The sequence below is a fragment of the Enterocloster sp. 210928-DFI.2.20 genome (genome assembly GCF_020554465.1).
GTDB lineage: Bacteria > Bacillota > Clostridia > Lachnospirales > Lachnospiraceae > Enterocloster > Enterocloster bolteae.
In genome coordinates, this window is the sequence record NZ_JAJCHK010000006.1 from 16,036 (window position 1) to 33,402 (window position 17,367).

General features: G+C 50.6%; 15 protein-coding genes. 3 read left to right on the top strand and 12 right to left on the bottom strand.

Annotation, left to right across the window (positions count from 1 at the left end; translation table 11 throughout):
• Positions 1-70 precede the first annotated feature (70 nt).
• On the bottom strand, positions 71-433 hold the full coding sequence (locus LI015_RS07735; RefSeq protein ID WP_002567650.1) for a winged helix-turn-helix transcriptional regulator: 363 nt from the start codon (positions 431-433) through the stop codon (positions 71-73).
• A 174-nt stretch (positions 434-607) separates the two neighbouring features.
• Between LI015_RS07735 and LI015_RS07740 the strand changes: the two genes are divergently transcribed.
• Complete coding sequence (locus tag LI015_RS07740; RefSeq protein ID WP_002573653.1) at positions 608-1,123, top strand: nitroreductase family protein; 516 nt, start codon at positions 608-610, stop codon at positions 1,121-1,123.
• An 83-nt stretch (positions 1,124-1,206) separates the two neighbouring features.
• Here the strand turns inward: LI015_RS07740 and LI015_RS07745 are convergent, their stop codons facing one another.
• Genes LI015_RS07745 through LI015_RS07755 form a run of 3 tightly spaced genes read right to left on the bottom strand, consistent with a single transcriptional unit; the run spans position 1,207 to position 4,044 of the window.
• The gene (locus LI015_RS07745; protein ID WP_002573652.1) at positions 1,207-1,962 is read right to left on the bottom strand and encodes a hypothetical protein; all 756 of its coding nucleotides are present in this window, start codon (positions 1,960-1,962) and stop codon (positions 1,207-1,209) included.
• Entirely contained in the window at positions 1,955-3,175 is a 1,221-nt protein-coding gene (locus LI015_RS07750) for a glutathionylspermidine synthase family protein (RefSeq protein WP_117627103.1), read from the bottom strand. Before LI015_RS07750 ends, LI015_RS07745 begins: the two co-directional genes overlap by 8 nt.
• A complete protein-coding gene (locus LI015_RS07755) occupies positions 3,172-4,044 on the bottom strand; it encodes a DUF350 domain-containing protein (RefSeq protein ID WP_118018756.1) in 873 nt (290 codons plus the stop codon). Before LI015_RS07755 ends, LI015_RS07750 begins: the two co-directional genes overlap by 4 nt.
• A gap of 220 nt (positions 4,045-4,264) precedes the next feature.
• On the opposite strand from LI015_RS07755, the gene msrB reads away from it, so the two are divergent.
• The gene (gene msrB / locus LI015_RS07760; RefSeq protein WP_002573649.1) at positions 4,265-5,212 is read left to right on the top strand and encodes a peptide-methionine (R)-S-oxide reductase MsrB; all 948 of its coding nucleotides are present in this window, start codon (positions 4,265-4,267) and stop codon (positions 5,210-5,212) included.
• Positions 5,213-5,257: 45 nt separating this feature from the next.
• On the opposite strand, the gene LI015_RS07765 is transcribed toward msrB, so the two are convergent.
• The 5 genes from LI015_RS07765 to LI015_RS07785 form a co-directional block, all read right to left on the bottom strand.
• Positions 5,258-6,199 carry a 3-oxoacyl-[acyl-carrier-protein] synthase III C-terminal domain-containing protein gene (locus tag LI015_RS07765; RefSeq protein ID WP_117627106.1) on the bottom strand — a complete coding sequence of 314 codons (942 nt, stop codon included), beginning with the start codon at positions 6,197-6,199 and terminating at the stop codon, positions 5,258-5,260.
• The gene (locus LI015_RS07770; RefSeq protein ID WP_227124484.1) at positions 6,196-7,518 is read right to left on the bottom strand and encodes a F390 synthetase-related protein; all 1,323 of its coding nucleotides are present in this window, start codon (positions 7,516-7,518) and stop codon (positions 6,196-6,198) included. The genes LI015_RS07765 and LI015_RS07770 overlap by 4 nt, the downstream gene beginning before the upstream one ends.
• Entirely contained in the window at positions 7,511-9,439 is a 1,929-nt protein-coding gene (locus tag LI015_RS07775; RefSeq protein WP_227124485.1) for an NAD-dependent epimerase/dehydratase family protein, read from the bottom strand. Before LI015_RS07775 ends, LI015_RS07770 begins: the two co-directional genes overlap by 8 nt.
• Positions 9,440-9,480: 41 nt before the next feature.
• On the bottom strand, positions 9,481-10,737 hold the full coding sequence (locus LI015_RS07780; RefSeq protein WP_227124487.1) for a glycosyltransferase: 1,257 nt from the start codon (positions 10,735-10,737) through the stop codon (positions 9,481-9,483).
• A 264-nt stretch (positions 10,738-11,001) separates the two neighbouring features.
• Positions 11,002-12,543 carry an RtcB family protein gene (locus LI015_RS07785; protein ID WP_227124489.1) on the bottom strand — a complete coding sequence of 514 codons (1,542 nt, stop codon included), beginning with the start codon at positions 12,541-12,543 and terminating at the stop codon, positions 11,002-11,004.
• 162 nt (positions 12,544-12,705) lie between these two features.
• On the opposite strand from LI015_RS07785, the gene LI015_RS07790 reads away from it, so the two are divergent.
• Entirely contained in the window at positions 12,706-13,758 is a 1,053-nt protein-coding gene (locus LI015_RS07790; RefSeq protein WP_002573644.1) for a tyrosine-type recombinase/integrase, read from the top strand.
• A 173-nt stretch (positions 13,759-13,931) separates the two neighbouring features.
• On the opposite strand, the gene LI015_RS07795 is transcribed toward LI015_RS07790, so the two are convergent.
• From LI015_RS07795 to LI015_RS07805, 3 genes are all read right to left on the bottom strand, one after another.
• Entirely contained in the window at positions 13,932-14,612 is a 681-nt protein-coding gene (locus LI015_RS07795) for an MgtC/SapB family protein (RefSeq protein ID WP_002573642.1), read from the bottom strand.
• A 244-nt stretch (positions 14,613-14,856) separates the two neighbouring features.
• Complete coding sequence (locus LI015_RS07800; protein ID WP_227124490.1) at positions 14,857-16,929, bottom strand: M56 family metallopeptidase; 2,073 nt, start codon at positions 16,927-16,929, stop codon at positions 14,857-14,859.
• On the bottom strand, positions 16,926-17,312 hold the full coding sequence (locus LI015_RS07805) for a BlaI/MecI/CopY family transcriptional regulator (RefSeq protein ID WP_038295316.1): 387 nt from the start codon (positions 17,310-17,312) through the stop codon (positions 16,926-16,928). The genes LI015_RS07800 and LI015_RS07805 overlap by 4 nt, the downstream gene beginning before the upstream one ends.
• Between the last annotated feature and the right edge of the window lie 55 nt (positions 17,313-17,367).

The following is a 17,367-nucleotide window of genomic DNA, read 5'->3' on the forward strand; positions in this document are numbered from 1 at the left end:
TTTACATAACATTTTTACGTAAACCAAATAATCTAACTAACATAAAAATGCTATGAGTCTTTCCCTCCACTCATCCCCTCTCCTGCTTCTGACAAGGTGTTTTCACATTCAGCCCGTTTAAATAATCCGTTCCCCAGGTACACATCACATCCAGCACCGGAATAATGCTTTTGCCGAATTCGGTCAGGGAATAGATAGTCCTGGGCGGTTTCTCCGGTATAACTTCTCTGGAAATCATACCCGATGTTTCCAGGCCGCGAAGCTGCTGGGAAAGCATTTTAGGTGTTGCGCCGGGAATGAGCCGCTGTAACTCCATATAGTGAAGCGGCTCTTTTATCAGATGCCAGAGAATAATTGGTTTGTATTTTCCGCCAATCAAGGATAAGGTCGCCTCCACCGGACAGTTGAACATGCTTCTTTCCTGCTGTGTCATGATTTCCTCCTGTTTGTCCTGCTATTGCTTACGGGGATACTATGGTTTTGGGAAGTATCTACCTTAAAAGTGCATTCTTGTGAATTATATGACAGATGATAAAATAAAGTCAATGGTTGTAAAATCAATGGTTGATTTGATGCCATAATAAAAATCAGAAAGGAATTTAATATTATGGAGTTTCTCAGTATCGCCAAGCAGCGTTTTTCTGTGCGCAGTTATACCAGTCAGCATGTAGAACCAGAAAAGCTGGAGAAAATTCTGGAAGCCGCCCGTGTTGCCCCCACTGCTGCCAATCTGCAGCCGATCCGTCTGATTGTCGCCCAAAGTGAGCAAAGCCTTGCAAAAATCGGAAAGGCTGCTAACATCTACGGCGCTCCCCTGGCCATCATTGTCTGCGCAGACCATGAGAAGGCATGGGTTCGTCCCTTTGACAAAAAACAGACCGGCGACATTGACGCCTCTATTCTGACAGACCATATGATGCTGCAGGCCACGGAACTGGGCCTGGGAAGCGTTTGGGTATGCTATTTTAATCCGGACATTTTGTGCAGGGAGTTTGAACTGCCGGAACATCTTGAACCAATCAATATTCTGGCAATTGGATATTCCAATGCCGGAACTGCTGATACCAGCCGCTTTGACCGGCAGAGAATTGCCCTGAGCCAGCTGGTAACGTATGAAAAATAATAGCATTTCTTTTAACAAATCGCCCTATTGCCTGGCAGACATCTTCAAGGCAATAGGACGATTTCGCATTCTTCCGCCGCTTCCTAGCCAATACCATAATACCGGGTTCCTGAGGACTGGGTGGCCTCGGGCACCATTCCGCCGAATCCCCCCGCTGCATTCCTGGTCAGTCCCAGCAATGTGCAAAAGCGGTACAGAAAACTTTTAAAATGGGAAGGCCTCACTACAGTCAGCTTTTTCGGCACGCCATTATCCCTGACCTGATAAATCCGAATCCCCTTCTTTTGATAGCGCAGAAGTATATGGGCCAGATCATTCTGTATCTCCTTGGTTCTTACATAAATGGATTCGATACCCTGGGCCTTCAGAAAATCAGCCGAGGGGGCGTCCTGCGGAAAGACGCACCAGCGGTTATCATATCTTCCCGGCTGTCGGGCCGTACCTTTCATTCTGGCCGCATCCAGAAGAAATGCAGGCGGCGCATCTGGACGAATATGCTGGCAGCTAAGGTAATCTGCACCTTGATACAACGTTTCCGCCACAGATGTTACATCCACGGCCATGGACCACTTATCGGCGCCGTAGACACCGTTATAAAGAGGTACAGGACGGTAACCCATTTGAGCCAGGGCAAGTCCCTCCAGTACGCCTCTCTTTCCAGGCAAATCCACAAACAGAGCCGTTCTGCCGTCCCCATAAGGGGCCCATTTAACGGCAGGCAGAACCAGCTTTTCCGGAACCTGCTGGAGCGTCCGGGCAAACAGCACCGGCTTGGCCCACTGAGTCCACAGAGCATTGTCCGGCGCCCAGATTCGGTATGTATTGTAATTGTCATTCATTGGGTTTATCCTCCTTCTCCACCAATAGGGGAATATCCTTTGCCCTGGCATCTATGCGGGGAAAGGGACTGATGCGCCCATAAAAACCGGCAGCTTTGCCATCTACTGTAAACACTCCCACACAGAGATGAAAATGTTCCCCCTCATCGCCAGAAACCGGTTTGCTTTCAAACCGTTTCTGTACAATCCAGTCTTTTGGGTGCCAGCGGACATTTCTCTGAATCTGCCTGTATTCCTTTGGAGTCAGTGCCTCCCGAATGGAAATCCCCTCCCCCACACGGCCAAGGGCGGGTTTGTAAATCCACCCATCCCCAAATTTACCGGCCTCCGGAGCGCGGGTCTCAGGAAGCAATGCCCTCCATGCAGGCAGTTCAAGCCCCAGCTCATCCCATATAAGCGGCAGACGCTTGGACTGGGCAAAAACAGCGATTGGATGGTTGCAGGATGGTGTCTGTGTATCATAATAACCGCCCCAGTCCGTTCGTCCGGAAAGATTGGGGAGCCATTCCAGGGGATAAAACCGCACAATTCCGCCTACAGGGCCTTCTTCCCCCTGAATCAGGCTTACCGCCTGCTGCTCCCTCCAGATAAGATGGTCAGGGGCCGCATACAGGGAACGGTATCCATTTTCTTCAAAATAGTCCCCTAAAAACTGCATGACCTGGCGGTCATCCGCATATGAGGTAGCATGTACAAAAGCAATCCTTACACCGGGACCGGTTCTCTTTTGGAATGCCTCCAACAAACTGCGGGCCACATGGCCTTGTGGTTCATACTGCGGAAAATACGGCTGCGCGATTCTCGGGAGTACAGACGCTTCCGCCAGACCTCCTGGAACATCGCTGTTGACCTCTGATACTGACCAGCCATCTGTGGTGGGATGAAAGTCAAAGCGCATGAGCCTAACATGTCTTTCCGGGGAATAACTGCCCATTCTGGGAATTGCCTTCTTTACCTTAGACGGCAGGCCCAGTTTTTTTACCAAATCGCTCCGTTCCATCATAGCCTGCTCAATCTCCATAGTCTCAGCGGACAGCTGTTCCGCCCATTGTTCCAGTTGTCTGGCTGTCTGGCTGTCCAGAAGCACCACATGCTCAGCCACTGTGTTGTGGTCCTCCACCTGAGGATCCCATTTGTATGCCCTAAAAATTGCCTCATAACGGTAATCCGAATACCGTTCACCGGGAATTCGGGCAAGCACCGCCCCGCTCACAGGAGTACCCCGCCGGAAATACGTTCCGGAATCCCATGAAAAATCAAAAGCACAATACCGGCATAGACCAGGTAAATAACCCCCCAAAGAACTGACGGAAGTATATTTGCCTGCAGACGGTTGTCCGCAAGGGAACGGGACGGACGTATGTAAAACCACTCCACCGCAAGAGAAAACAGCATAAGGGGAAGCACAGGCCATCCAACGGAGAACTCCATGAGCGTGGCTTGGGTGGAGGTCCAGTCCCCGCCCGACGCATAAGCCAGTATCAGGCTGCTGGCAATCAGATAAGCACCGAAACGGATGCCGCTGCCCATGTCACGATCCACGCTGACCCGCTCGGATATATCAGTCAAGAGATTTATCACCAGCGCCAGTCCAAGCCAGGTAATTAACCCCAGTCCTGCGGCAAATAAGACAACCCACCAGCCGGGTCCATCCCCTGTGTTGGCTCCCGCGTAAATAAGAGTCACTCCCACAAATCCCCCGGCAGCCGGAAAAACCGCAGCCTTATTATCCAGGTGGACAGCGTCAAAGGGCCAGGATAAATCCAGGCATTCCATCATGAAAACCCCGCCGCATATCCACGCATATCCCATAAGAATATAAAAAACAACCCAAATTCCAACCACGTCATAGGATGCCATGGTCAGTAGAACAAAAAGTATGATGGCCAAGGAAACAGGGGGCAGGCAGCCCAAAACCCGGCGCCCCGTCTCCCCATGTTCAGGCGGCCAGGTCTCAAGCAGCGGCATATACCATTTATACAAAAACCTGCACGTAACGTACGCGCTGCCCAAAAACAAAAAAACCTCTGTTTCATACCAATAGGATACTGCTGCGGCAATTCCGAAAACCAACATTTCCATAAATAGAACCTCCAGCCCAAAGACCTGTATTAACCGTCTGTATAATATGATTTTACACCAGAATTTTACAGTCTGCAACAAATTAAACAGCTCTCTCTGCCGCAGACGGCACTCCTTTTGATTGCCGCATTCATTATTCATTGATTTTAGTCCTTTACCAGGGCATAATAGAATCATGGATTCAATTCAGAAAAAACATAGAAAAGGATGTGATAGGATCATGCAGAAAATATATTTTGCAGGAGGATGCTTCTGGGGGGTGGAAGAATATTTTTCCCGTATACCGGGAGTCTGCGATACGGAGTGCGGCTATGCCAACGGAGCCGTGGAAAATCCAACGTACGAGGAGGTCTGCTCAGACACCACTGGTTTTGCTGAAACAGTCTGTATTTTGTATAATCCGGACATTGTTGCACTTCGCATACTGGTCAGACAGTTTTTTAAAATTATTGACCCTGTCAGCATAAACCGTCAGGGAAATGACCGCGGAAGCCAGTACCGGACCGGTATCTACTATATCAGCGATGAGGATCTCGGCCCCATCCAGTCTGTCATGTTTGAAATCCAGAAGGACTGCAGCCAGCCCTTGGCTGTGGAGTTAGAACCATTGAGGAATTTCTATCCGGCTGAGGATTACCACCAGAACTATCTGCAAAATCATCCCCACGGTTACTGCCATATTGATTTCAGCAGTCTCAAGGACCTCATTGTCCGTCCGGACGGCAGAACGGGCATAAAGCAGGATCGGGCAGAGCTTCAGAAACAGCTGACCAGGGAGCAATATGACGTGACCCAGAATGCCTCCACCGAAAGGCCCTTTTCAGGACCATATTGGAATCATCACGAACCAGGTCTATATGTGGATATCGTTACAGGAGAGCCTCTTTTTACCTCTGCCCACAAATTTGATTCCGGCTGCGGATGGCCCAGCTTTACAAAGCCGGTCATGTCCTGCGCCGTCACGGAGCTTCCGGACAGCAGTCATGGCATGCACCGCGTGGAGGTGCGCAGCCGCGAGGGTGATTCCCACTTGGGCCATGTGTTTGAAGACGGTCCTGCCGGGACCGGCGGACTGCGCTACTGCATCAACAGCGCTGCCCTCCGCTTCATTCCCCGCAGCAGGATGGAGGAGGAAGGATACGGGGCATATCTGGATCTGGCAATATAGATTTACAGGTTCCGGCTTGGAAATGAACACCTTCAGACATCCCCATTAAATCCGCATCAAAAGAAAATTTGCCGTCAGACCGGCCGCCGTACCGATGAGCAGCACCAGGTCTCCCTTCCCCACCCGTCCCTCCTCAATGGCTTCACAGAGAGCGTAGGGTACTGAGGCCGAAATCATATTTCCATATTGTGACACACGGTCTATATAGGTTCCTTTCCTAAAGCCCAGCCTGGGCATAATAACATCCAGCGCCCGGCTGGCCTGGTGGGGAACCACCAGGTCAATGCTCTCCCGCTTTACCCCCGCCTCCTTCAGACACTGCTCCACAAATCCGGGCAGATTCTGGGCAGAAAGCTTCAGGATACGTTTGCCTTTCATATCGAAGTAAAAATCCTCGCGGTTTTCATCATTCATGGAAAATGCCGGCATCATGCCTCCACCTCCCCTGATTTCCGTATCATGGGCGCCTTCCGACCAGGTTTTCTGGCAGCTGTAGAGAATTTTCGATGACTCCTGTTCCCCAGCTCTCGTCAAAACACAGGCGCTGGCGCCGTCTGAAAACAGCTCATAGCTCTCCTTCTGCCTTGGATTCAGGGCCGCGGACGCAGTGTCGCCCGATATGATCAGCACATTCTTATACCGCTCCATTTCAATCAGGCATGACATCACATCCAATGCCGATATAAAGCTGGTGCAGGTGGTATTAATATCCATAGCCGGTATGTCCAGTCCCTTGGCCAGCTGTTCATGCACCAGGGCAGCGTTGCAGGGAATGGCCTGCAGCGGGGTTGCCATGGCGCATACAATGCAGTCCATATCACTGATATCCATGGCCGCGCGCTCCAATGCCTTTCGGGCAGACCTGACCGCAAGCATTAGTAAGGTTTCGTCTTTATCCAGACGGTACCGGGTCTGGCCATCAAATTCTATTTTCTTTCCCGACAGGGTGTTTCCCCAGCCGGCAATTTTCACCTTGCGTTCCCTCATATGTACCTTCCCTTCACCGGCTCTGCACCTCTGCGCTCCACACGCTTCATTTTCCTTCCCTTTTCACAACTATACGGCCGGAAGGATATATCCGGCAGCAGGAAGCCGCAGTCTTTTGAGAGCAGTTCAAACTCCTTTAAAACCCTCTGTTTACCAGGGTCTGCCATGTCCGCATACACAGTCAGACGCCCATCCGTCTCCTGTACAATCCTGTAATCTCCGGAAGACCCTGCCTGGTTTTCACCGCTGCCCTTATCCCCAAACAGGATGCATCTCCTGATAAAATCCGGGAACACAGGCACATTCCTTCCGTCCTTCCCTTTAAAGGAAAACACATCATCCTCGCGCCCCTCTATCTTCTCCAGAGCCAGGAAGGGGCTGCCGCAGCCGCAGGGTTCCTTTCGCTCCACCAATATGTCATTCAGACGGTAACGGATGATGGGCTGGGCCTTTCTCTCTAAATCCGTCACCACCGGCACGAACCGCCGGTCATCCAGATACTCCCGCTCAATGTACACTATATCTTCATTCAAGTGCAGCGTTCCCATGGAACAGGTGGCTGCCAGGCATCCTTCGGTGCACTGGTAGACCTGATGAATAACAGAAAGGCCAAACGCCTCCTTTATCCTCTGTTCATCCGCCTGTTCCAGCACCTCGGCAATGGATATGACAATCCGGGGACAAATATCCGTTTTCCCCTTCCTTACATCCTCTGCAATCATAAGAAGGAGCGACGGCTGTCCTGCCAGTATCCGGGGACGGATTTCTTCCAGCCGTTTTCTGTGTTCCTCCATATCCTTGTAAATATCAAAGAAATGGAACTGTATGTTTTTGGACTTCACTGCCTGGTATAAATTACTGTCCGCCCTCATGAAAAATGCTATGGAATACGTCTCAAACAGACTTCCCGACAGGAACCTTGCAAGAATATATCCGGCCCAACGGTTTTTCTCATCATCCGATACCAGAAAGATCCCCTGTTTTCCCGATGTGCCGGAACTGAGCCCTACTGTTACCCCCTTAAGCTTAGGTGAGAAATTCCGTTGGCGCTCTGCCAGGACCGCAAATTCCAGGGCCTCCTCCCTGCCAATTCCAACTGTGTTCAGTTCATCAAAATGTTCCATCATAAACTTCTTGTCTATAACCGGATAAGAGGACAGTTTTTTCATTCCCTTGTAAAGCCGGGAATGCTCCCCCACATACTCCAGATGCTTCCTGATTTTTTGTACCTGCCACCGTTCCAGGGCGCTTCTGTCTGAAAACCGCTTTTTGTATTTGTAGTAAAGATAGTATTTGAGAACAGATAACGTATCAGCCATATGTTTCCTCGCTTCCTTTTTCATGGGTAAACACAATCCTTATCTGCGGATGGTCCCTGTGAAGCTCACAAAGCTTTTTTAATGTTTTCTTATATTCCATAAAGTCATTCTGTATCAGACGCGGAAACAGCCTCATTTCAAGCGTATGGCGGACCAAATCACCGCCCCAGCAGGCGTCTGCTGCCAGAAGCAGCTTAAAATCAGGAATCCATATCCCCATCTGCCCCCTGCAGTGTCCGTCCAGCACCACGCCTATGATGCTCCCGTCTCCCAACAGGTCATACACCTGTTCAAAATATCTGCATAAAAAGTGTTCTGACAGCCGTTTTTTGGGCGTTCGCCCCCTTACTTCACAGCATTTTCCCGATGGAATATCTGTCATCATATCCTGAGGAAGCTCTGATACTGCCTCCCTGGGCGTACCGGAAAACATGCCCCAACGCTTGGGATGCATATGCGCAGACCTATTCGGAAGCATATTCGCAAACACCAGATTCCTCACAGAGGGTCTCAGAAGCGCCTTCTGTACCTGTTCTGTTGCCACCAGATGATACCCGTGAAAATGTTTAAGCCCTCCCATATGATCCGGATGTGCATGGGACAGAATGATGGTCCGGACGCTCTCAGGATTTATTCCGTCTGCCCTCAATTTCTCATCAATGATCTGATCAGGCTTCACATGGACCGGATTCAGCCGGCGGTACAGCTTTAGCAGAAATCCATCTTCATACACAGCCTGTGAATAACCTGTATCATACAGTATATTGCCCAGGTCACGGTGCTGTATCAGAAACGCTCTGGCCGGAAACTCCCTCTTTTGGCCGGGATGCCTCTTAAACAGGAGACCCAGGTCATTGGTACAGGAGCCGCAGTGATACATCTTTACCCTGGCGATACGATCCAGAACCGGCTCGTCCCTGTTTTTCCACCACCTTCCATATTCCTCTATGGATTCCATCAATGTCTTTTCCGGCTCATAGCCCAATATGGTTCTGGCTCTGCTGATATCCATGGTTTGGGAAAATCCCAGGGTACACACTGTATATCTTGTAAGTGCCGGTTCTCCCGGAAGATGGAGGCTCCTGTATACCCATTCCATGGCCGCAGCCATGCCATAGACAGCTCCAAAGGGCAGTTTTCTGTAATGGGGCTTCTCTCCGATAGCTGCAAGAAAATGCTCCAGCAATGTCTTGAATTCCATCGGCTCGCCGTTGGTAATATTAAACGCCATGCCATCAGCCGCCCGGGCTGTCAGCGCTAACTGGCAGGCCTGAGCCACATTTTCCACGCTGGTAAGGTCTACCGTATTAAGGCCCTCCCTCATAAGCGGAATTCCAATCCGCATATTGGCCCGCAGCAGCCGGGGCACAAGACTTGTATCCCCAACCCCAATCAGCCCCCTCGGGCGGAGGATGACAGTCTCCAATCCCTTCTGGTGTACGTCCTCAACCACTCGTTCCGCTGATAGCTTGGACCTGATATAATGATTCAGGTCATTATACTTTGGTGCCTGTTCCTCTCGGATATCATAGCGGTCGCATTTTACCGTGTAGATGCTCGGAGACGATATATATACCAGACGCTCAATCCCATTTTCCAGGCAAAGCTCTGCCACAAGGGCGGTACCAGCCACATTCGTCCGGTAGAAATCCTCCCATCTGCCCCAGACAGTGGAACGTGCGCCTGCGTGAATCACATACCGGACTCCCTTAAAATATGCCTCACACGTTTTCCGGTCTGTAAAATCACCCGGACAGAACACAGCGCCCAGCCCTTCAAGTTTCCTCCCCTGTTCCCGGTTCCTTCCCATTGCCAGGACCCGGTATTCCTTTGTAAGACGCCTTACCAGATATTCTCCCAGAAATCCGGTTGCACCTGTTATAAGAACTGTATTTTTTCCGTTTTCCACGGTCTTTCCCATACTTTGTTTCCCCTCTTATCCATATATTTCAGCCGGCCTTTTCATTTGTTTTCATTAAATAATTGCAGTGCCGCTTCCATGTGTACAGCACACATTTCTGTTCTGAGTCCTTCATCCCACTGGTCTTTCAGCTTCATTGCAGCCATGGCTTCCCCATATAAATCCAACCTGTCCCTCAGTATCCGTCCAAACCCCAAAGCTTCAAACTGACCGGCATTCAGCAGCTGTTCTCCCTGCTGGGGGCACATCAGACAGGGTACGCCGTAGTACAATGCCTCATGAATGCTGTTCATTCCTCCTGCTGTGATAAACAGGTCCGCATGTTTCAGTATCTCACCCTGGTTGACGAAAGGACGGATAATAAAGTTATCCCTGTGTTTCCATTCATCCTTCTTGGTGTCTGTGTTCCTGCCGGCCGTTTCCATATCCCAGACCATGACTATATTCCAGGGGTTCTCATTTTTATACGGTTCCCCATCCACCGGATGTTTTTGCCCAAACTGGCGCAGTATCTCCCGCAGGAGTCCCTCATCCCGGTTAAATACGGTTCCCAGGGAAATATAAATCAGCCTGTCATCGGGACAAACAAAATCATTGGTCTGGATGACCTTTCTAAAGGGCGCCAAGGGTCCCAGGAATACATAACCGTTTCCCAATTTGTTTCCGCCCGGCTGGAAGTCTTTGGAATATCCCATCAGATTACTGCTTCCCCTGTTCATCAAAACAGACAGCACACCCAGCTTTCTGATTCCATATGTTTGCCTTAGCTTGCGGCGGACATCCATGGCCCGATTAAATTCTCCCGCATACCGGAGAAAAGAAGCTGAGAACCCGGATGCATATGCCCAAAATGCGTTCCCTCCAACACGGTCCACGACCGCAATGCTGTAAAAGCTGTATGAAGGTATCTTCATGATTTCTCCCACAGCCCTGCCCCACAGGGCCAGAGAATCAAATATGACACGGTATGGTTTCTCCTTTTCTGCCTCTGCCAGAAGATGAGGAAGCATATCGCGGGTGTATTCCAGAATCAGACGGTACAGTTTTAACGGCTTGTCCCCGTCAGAGGCATCAATGGAATCCCGGTCCAAAGGATAAGCCCTGAACTCACAGCCATTTGCCTCAATTTCTCTCCTGTAAGGCTCCATTGAATAATAAACAACCCTGTATCCGGCAGCAGACAGGCATCCTGTTAAATAAAGGTTTGAATGCAGATGCCCGTAAGCCGGTATTCCATAAAAGAAGATAGACGTTTCTGGCAGTATACCACTCTTATCCTCTGCCGGCCTCTCCGCCATAATAACACCTCCTTATCACTATGTGGCAATTATAAGATACAATGCCGGAATTAGATAGATGTCATTTGCCATTTTGTGAGTGACATATGTCATTGTCATTCACATTTGTCATCCATATGATTCCTGTTTACCAGATTTTCCTCCTGTTCCCGCAAAAAAAACCGCTGTTATATGAGGTGTCATCGCGAAAAATTCCGTCAGCAATTCCTCATTCCATTTCATACAGCGGTTTCTTCCTAACATATTCTGATAAGGATTCCCCTTCTACGCCTTCACCGTAAACACCGGCTCCATCCTGGCCACCAGTCCTGCCATCCCGTGTTCCTCATGGACCTTTACCACCTGGTGGATATCCTTGTAGGCATAGGGCGCCTCAGAGCGGATGGTTTCCTCCCATTTTTTCAGTATATCGTTCCGGCCCTTTAAATCACTGCGGTCCGGATCAATGGGTGTCACGATATGGAATTTTTTCATAAATTCCTTAAATTCCCGGTCATTTCCATGTATCGCCTCTCCCCTGGAAAGCCTGCGCCCGGCTCCATGGCTGGCGCTCCACAGGGATTGCGGATTTCCCATGCCTCTCAGCAGATAGCTGGAGCTTCCCATGGAACCAGGTATCATCACCGGCTCCCCGTAGTAGGCAAAGGGCGTTCCCTCCATCCCCTCCATCCCCCTGGCTGAGCAGGCCCCTTTCCTGTGAATGAAATAATTCCTGCCCTCCATCTCCTCTTTCCAGATAAAGTTGTGGGGTGAATCGTACAGAAGCTTCATCTCATAGGGCCGTACCTTGTCTGTCACGGCACGCTGAAGCATAAGCCCCAGGAATAACCGATTGGCAAATCCGAAATTAGCGGCGTTGTATGTAGTGCTGCAAAAACGCTGCCATGGGCTGTCTGTCTTATCGCTTACCGGAACATTTTCTCTGCTATTTATTTCCATTTTTTCCCTTTCGGGCAAAAGATAAATTCCGTTGTCCGGATGGGGAACTCCTTTCGGATACAGCTCCTTTGTTATGATTCGGTTAATTCTGCCGCTCTGGTGGCCGATGGTCAGAGATCCGGAATGAATCATGACCAGTATACTTCCCTTCCTGATTCCCCATGCATTGGCTGTCCGGCCGTCGTAAATCTCCGCCACGCGCTGCATCTCCACAAAATGATTTCCGCCTCCAATGGATCCAATCTGGTCATCATAGGACAAAGTATGGGCGGCCCCGATAAAATCCCCCAGGCCCTCGGTGCCGGTCGTATACAGGCTGCCCTTAAAGGCCGTGTACTCCAGGGCTTTTTCCTGTTCATCCCTGTCATAAAGGGACCATATTCCCCTTCCTTCTGCCTCCCCCGAAGTCTCCAGCAATCCCGTAAGCCCATGTCGCAGCATGGCTTCCCTCTGTATTCCGTTCATAGGTATACTGCGTCCGCCTTCAAAAAAGATACGGCGGATTTGGGGCAGCAGGGACACCAGGCAGCATTCCAGTTCTTCCTCCTTTAAATCCGTAGTATAGAGCCTCATACCGCAGTTAATATCATTTCCCATGGCCTGGGGTATCACGAATCCCTCTGTCATCAGCACAGTGCCGATAGGAATGCCGGCTCCCTTGTGAAAATCCGGAGTCACTGCTGCCTTTATGACAGAGTGTTCCTTTTCCACCGAAAAAACGCCGGACTCTTTCATCCGCTGCACAGTACCGGTAAATTCCATCATTGATTTCAGTTCATCCGCCGCCTTTTTCTCCGGCTTTGTCCCTTTAGGAAGGAAGATGGACACGCCGCAGGATTGGCCGCCAAATTCTAATTTTAATTCCATGTTGCCTTCTTTCTCTGTTTGTTTATCTGAATTGCTCTATTATACAACAAAATCCATAAGGAAAAAACAATCAATTGACAATCATTTGCAGTTGACGCTAAAATATATGTTATAGCGTGTCTGACACGACAATACTTTTTATGAAATGAGGCATCCACTTACATGAGTCAATTATCATACCATGAACAGGTAGACCGGGAAAACATTCTGCGGCTGCGCAATCTGATAAAAGACCTGCCGCCATTCTGCGGAGACTTTTTCCGCGGAATCGAGCCCAGGACATCCTCCAGGACCAGGATCGCCTATGCCTATGACCTGCATGTGTTCTTTGATTTCCTCCATAAGGAAAATCCGGCCCTTGCCAGGATTACGGTGCAGGATATCAAACTGGACCAGCTGGACCAGCTGTCTGTCACGGATTTTGAGGAATATATGGAATACCTGAAATATCGTTTCAATGACAAGAACCAGGAGGTCATGAACAAGGAACGGGGAATCATGCGAAAAATATCCTCCCTGAAAAGTTTCTACAATTACTATTACAGGAACGAGCGAATTAAGAACAATCCGGCGGCCCTGGTACAATTGCCCAAGCTCCATGAAAAGGAAATCATCCGGCTGGACGTGGATGAGGTGGCCCTTCTTCTGGACGAGGTGGAACAGGGTGACAAGCTGACCGATAAGCAGAAAAGTTACCATGCCAAAACAAAGACGCGGGACCTGGCCCTTCTTACCCTCCTTCTGGGAACCGGAATCCGTGTGTCTGAATGTGTGGGGCTGAATATCTCCGACATTGATTTTAAGAACGGCGGCATCCGCATATACCGCAAGGGCGGCAAGGAGGTGACCGTATACTTCGGAACAGAGGTGGAGGACGCCCTTTTAGACTACCTGGAGGAACGCGACCGCATCATCCCGGAGCAGGGACATGAGGACGCCCTTTTTCTCTCCCTGCAGCGCAGGCGAATGGCTGTGCGCAGCGTGGAAAATCTGGTTAAAAAGTATGCCCGCACCGTAGCTCCTTTAAAACCAATCACCCCTCACAAGCTGCGCAGCACCTATGGCACCAACCTGTACAGGGAGACAGGCGACATCTATCTGGTGGCCGATGTGCTTGGCCACTCCGATGTCAATACCACTAAGCGGCACTATGCCGCGCTGGAGGATGAGAGAAGACGCAGCGCCAGGAATAAGGTCAGGCTTCGGGAGAAATAGAATTACAGTACCGGACAGAAATAATTTACAGTACCGGACAGAGCGTGCAGACTGTGCAGACTTCCCGCCGCACGGTCTGTCATATGTTCTGGCCCACCTGTTGTGCACAGCAAAAACATGACCCAGGATACCCCCGTTCATCACTCAACTGCCAATCATGTTCTATGACAGGCTCACTGCACGGATATACGCTTCAGCTGGCCTTTTTTCTTAAGCTCTCCCACCAGGCCGGACATATCGTAATCCGCAGGCGTTTTTAACTGGGCCGTCAGCACATAGGTGGACGCCTCCTCTGTAAGCTGGATATTCACCATCTTGCAGTTCTGGTCCTGCAATGTCCGGTTGATGAACTGGAAGATGTCCTCATCCAGACTTTCGCAGTATTCAATCTCCACCTCTTTGTCCTCCCCGTTCCTTCTGGAAAAATAACCTTTCCTGCCCAGGAACAGTTCCGAGAGCATCACGATAGCCGTGGATACAGCCCCCAGAATATACATTCCCGCTCCCATGGACATACCCACGCCCACAGTCGCCCATATTCCGGCCGAGGTAGTGATTCCGTTCACGCTGTTGTTCCGGAAAATAATGATGCCTGAACCAATAAAGCCAATGGCCGTAACCACTCCCGCAGCCACACGGGAAGGGTCCAGTTTTACATACTCGTTCAGCACATCCCCGAACCCATACTTGGAAATAATCATCATCATGGCAGAGGCCACAGCAATAATTACATGGGTCCTGGTGCCTGCCGTCTTCTTTTTACTCTGCCTCTCGCAGCCAATAAGGCCGCCGCAGAGAGCAGCGGCCACCAGCCGTAATACGTAGATAAGCTGTTCCGTGACAAATTGATTCATGTAGCTCCTCCGTCCCGGGAGCACAGTCCTGTTCCGGGCTCTGTGCCAATCCATTTACTAAATAATATATTCTAACACCCCTCCATCTGCTTTTACAAGTTAATTCCTTGTAAAGGTTTCCATTAAGACAGCCATTAAAGCTGCCATTCAAACTGCCGGAACCTGATGTGCAATACAGGGCGGCGCCCAAATTCCTGCGCTGCCCTGCTGCATGGCCAAACACATTTTTACTTACCTCATACGGTTAATCCAGCACATATAAGAACTCCTGCTTCCCATCCCTTCCGGCACGTTCCTTCAGGGATGAAATCTGGCTGGAGGACAGCCGCTCCTTAAGAACATAGAGATATTCCACCCGGTCCTCTTCATAAGCCTGAATAGCCATTTCCCCGGCCTGTTCCTGATTCAATGACTCATATGTCATATAGAATATATCTGCATGGTCTGTCTGGTATGCATTCCGGGCGATTTCCGCCTTATCAGCATCCGTCAGCTCATCCTTTAATATGGAAAAAATGTCCGTATTCCCGGCCCTGGCAGCCTGCTTTGCCATCTCTGTTTTTCTGGCCTTAAGGGATGGGGCATCATTTTCCGAGATAATGGCAAAATACTCTATCTGGTTCTCGGCATAAAACTGTTCCATCAGGCTGGCACAGGTTTCCGGGCTTACACTGCCTGACACGGCTGCAAAGTAGGACAGATTATCCGCCTCATAAAAGCGCCGGGCCAATTCATCCGCCGTACCTTCAAAGGGGCCTGCCGCTTCCAACAGGGCCATCTGCTCCGGCCGGAACCCGTATTTGCTCTTACTCAGCTTTTGCTTTTCAATGGACTGCCGCACTGCCTCAGCTATGGCGCTGTTATCTGCATATTGCTCCGTCCTGCCAGTAAAGCATAAAGGCTTTCCGTCAACCTGCCGGACTACATCATACTGGCCGGGGTCCACGTTCCAGGCCAGAACCACGATATAACCATTGGCCCAGAACATTTTTGTCTGAAGGCTTTTCTGGTCCGGACTGCGGCGCACATCCTCATACTCATTCCAGCTGATCGTTTCTGAATCGGCAAAGCTCCCGCTGGACCTGACGGATGTATCTGCTTTCCCAATTCCCGCTATCGTCTGCGCTCCCAGCCTATCTGCCGCGCCTGTCAGAACATTCTCTGCCCCAACCGTCCCATTTTCCCTCTGTAACGGAGCAAATCCGCACAGCACAGCCATGGACACGATTGTTGCAGACATTATACAGGCTGCCAGGGACCATGGCCTGCTTCTCTTTCTGAATTCCATGATAGAAACCAGCCTCTCCTTCATCCACTTTGCATTTTCACTGAGAGGAAGGCCCATATCTGCACTCACCGGCATGGGACGGCGCCTGAGCGCGGTGAGGAGAATCTCGCCATAAAGGTGTTTATTCCTGCCGTCCATACGGCGGATTACCTCCTCGTCACAGGACAGTTCACAGGCCCGGGATACCTCCTTTTGCAGCACATACACAGCCGGGTTAAACCAGTGCAGGCATACGGCCGCCTCCACCAGCCACTTGTAAAACCCATCCATACGCCGGACATGGGTGAGCTCATGCAGAAATACATAATATGCCCTCTCTGCCGGAAAATCACCAGGCATGATGATAACAGGGGACAACAGCCCCATTGTCACCGGCGAAGGAAGGGTGCTGCTGACCACCAGCCTCGGTCTCCTGTTCAGGCCGCAGACACGGCAGGCTTCCTCCAGCGGTGCGCCATAGGCCTCCAGCCCCCCATCACGGGCAATAGCCAGGGATTCATTGCTCTTATACAGCCTGGCTGCGGACCTGTAATTCCATATCCTTCTTCCCATCAGCAAAGCGGCCACAGACAGCCACAGTGTAAGGAGAAACAGATACAGCCCAGGGGCCTTTGCGGTATAGGCCTTTGCGGTATCAGCTTTTGCGGTATCTCCCACCGTGAAAGCCATCTCCTCCATATCTCCTGTTTCCGCCAATCTCTCCGTCCCCGTTCCCGGACGCACTCCCATAACCGATTCCGGCTGTCCCGCAGGATTTCCGCTGCCGGAACGTCCATCCATCCAGGCATAAAGATTCCCCCCGTCAGACAGAAGGCCGGCGGACATCCCGCTGCTTAAAGCATCCGGAAAGATAAGGCCGGCCGGGGATGGTATGGGCAAAAGCAGCCTGAGCACGGCTGCCAGCCAGATGTAATACTGCCATCTGCGCCCCATATGGCTGCCAAATATCCGTGTGGCTCCAAGGAGCACCAAAATCAGTGCTGTTCCTGACAGTGACAGGGTAAAGAGCATCTTCAGGCACATATTCATCCCTTATCTCCTCCCTTCTCCCAGAACGCCTTCAGCTCCTCATAATCCTCCTCTGTCAGATATTCCTGACTGACAAGAGCGGATATCAGATGCTTTGTGTCTCCGCCAAATATCCGGTCTACCAGAAGCCGGGCCTGGGTCTGCCGGTACTCCTCCCTGGACACCAGGGAAACATATTCGTTCAGCCTGCCCTGCTTGCGCACGGTCAGCATACCATTTTCAGTCAGACGTGATAACAGAGTCAGAATGGTATTGGCCTTCCAAGACTTTCCCCTGGCTGCCAGTTCCTCCCCCAGAACGCCGAACATGGTCCTTCCTCCTTTGTCCCAGATGACCTCCATAACCTCCATTTGCGCCTCAGGCAGTGATATTTCCTTCTCCATCTGACCAACCCCTTTCACCTACATTTTGTAGTTCTTATACTCAGTTTACACCTAC